This window comes from Flavobacterium sp. (genome assembly GCF_965657075.1).
GTDB lineage: Bacteria > Bacteroidota > Bacteroidia > Flavobacteriales > Flavobacteriaceae > Flavobacterium.
Window position 1 is genome coordinate 1 of the sequence record NZ_CBFHMV010000060.1, and the last position, 1648, is coordinate 1648.

Genomic DNA, 1648 nt, shown 5'->3' on the forward strand with positions numbered 1-1648 from the left:
AGGCTTGCGTGGGTTTTGTAAATTTGCTTTTCAATAATTAAATTCGTGGAGAAGGTTTTAACTGAATTCAGGAATAAGCTAGCCCTTTTTCCTCCCAACGGTCAAGAGCTTTCGGCATAAATCTTTACCGTGGTCCTCTGCTGGTTTATTACTTTTTCTCTTTGCCTTGGTTGGAACAAGGCGACGGTTATTTCATAATTCATGTATTTGGTAAACGAAAAAAATTATAAAAGCTTTTATTGATTTTAACCGCCTGAATTGAGTTTCAGGAATAACGCTTGTTTATCGTCCAAAGATTAAAGCAAGTCAATGTCCAAATGTTAGTTGCTCAAGTCAGGTAAATGAGTTTTTGCTTAAATTCTGGCATCAATATTCTCTAGAATACCAAGAGCAGTTTCAGGTCATGTTATTAAATTGAGGAAATCGTTTGCTTTGTATTTGTACTATAAGATCAGGTGGTATTCCTGGACAGTGGTTGATCCAAATTTGGTCTTTGCTGAAGACCTGAAATCTAATGTACCATCCATCATTCTTTGCTATTAAGTAAAGTACATTGTTATATAAAGCAATTCACCTATTTAATTATCTGTTAAAAGTACTTTCTTTTCATAAAGATATTGAGTTCTCATATAGTTTGAGGACCAATCTATTTTATTAGGAAGTACTACTTACTAATTAAAATGATCATGAACAGACATTTTACGGAGTTCAATAAATTCACCTATAATGCAGTCAGTAACCTAAAGCTTGACATTGAAAAAATTTGATAGGCAATGATTGCTCACATTACTATGTTAGATTCTTCTTTTATTTTAGCCCAATATTGATTGGGACTTAAGTCCAGTTCTTTTTTAAAAGCATTAAGAAAAGTATGTCTGGAATTAAAACCACTTTCACTTGATAATGTCTCAATTGTGAATTCGATTAAAAAACCACTTTCAATTTTCTCTTTTGCAAATTTCACTCTTCGCTCGTTTGTTAATTCTTTAAATGTCTTGTCAAAAATTAAATTTAGAATATAAGGAATTAATCGTATTGGTAGATCTGCCTCAATCGAAAAGTCTCTTACAGTTAAGCTTTTAATTAGGAATATTTTCTTTTCTTCCAAGAGATAATTCAACTTGGATTCTACTTCTAATTTATCCAAACCCGTATCTTTCCAATCTAAGGGATTATTGTTAAAGGAATTTAAAGATGATTGATGGGCCAAGTGCGTTTCTAAAGATTTTTTTTGTGAATCGGAATTTGAGGCAAATTCTAGTTTAAAAAACAAATATATATTATAGACAAAAATTGTAGAGAATACAATTAAATATAAAAAATAGCTTACGTTAACGAATTTTAGTCCTGAAAAAAAATTGAACATTTACAAAAAATATCATAATATATGATCCACATAGAAGAGTTGTAGCAACTAAAGTACCGAGTAGTATATTGTTAAATTTTTCTCTTTTAAACTTATTCAATATCTCCGTCGGTAAATTTAAAATGAACTTTATGGATAGCGTAAAATAATAAATCATTAGAGTTAAACAAATCAGTCTAGCCCAAATCCCAGGAATAAAACCTGAAGCGTTACTGCTTAAGTCAAATACCGAAGGAAAATATTTATTAATTAACATCAACTTATCTTCTCGAGGAAGTAAGT

General features: G+C 30.5%; 2 protein-coding genes. Both read right to left on the minus strand.

Annotated elements, in window-relative coordinates; genetic code table 11:
• Nucleotides 1-781 precede the first annotated feature (781 nt).
• Nucleotides 782-1273, minus strand: coding sequence for a helix-turn-helix domain-containing protein (locus ACTF56_RS12990; protein WP_438967337.1), 492 nt, complete (start codon nucleotides 1271-1273; stop codon nucleotides 782-784).
• A 58-nt stretch (nucleotides 1274-1331) separates the two neighbouring features.
• A partial coding sequence (locus ACTF56_RS12995; RefSeq protein ID WP_438967338.1) for a hypothetical protein occupies nucleotides 1332-1648 on the minus strand: 317 nt, incomplete at its 5' end.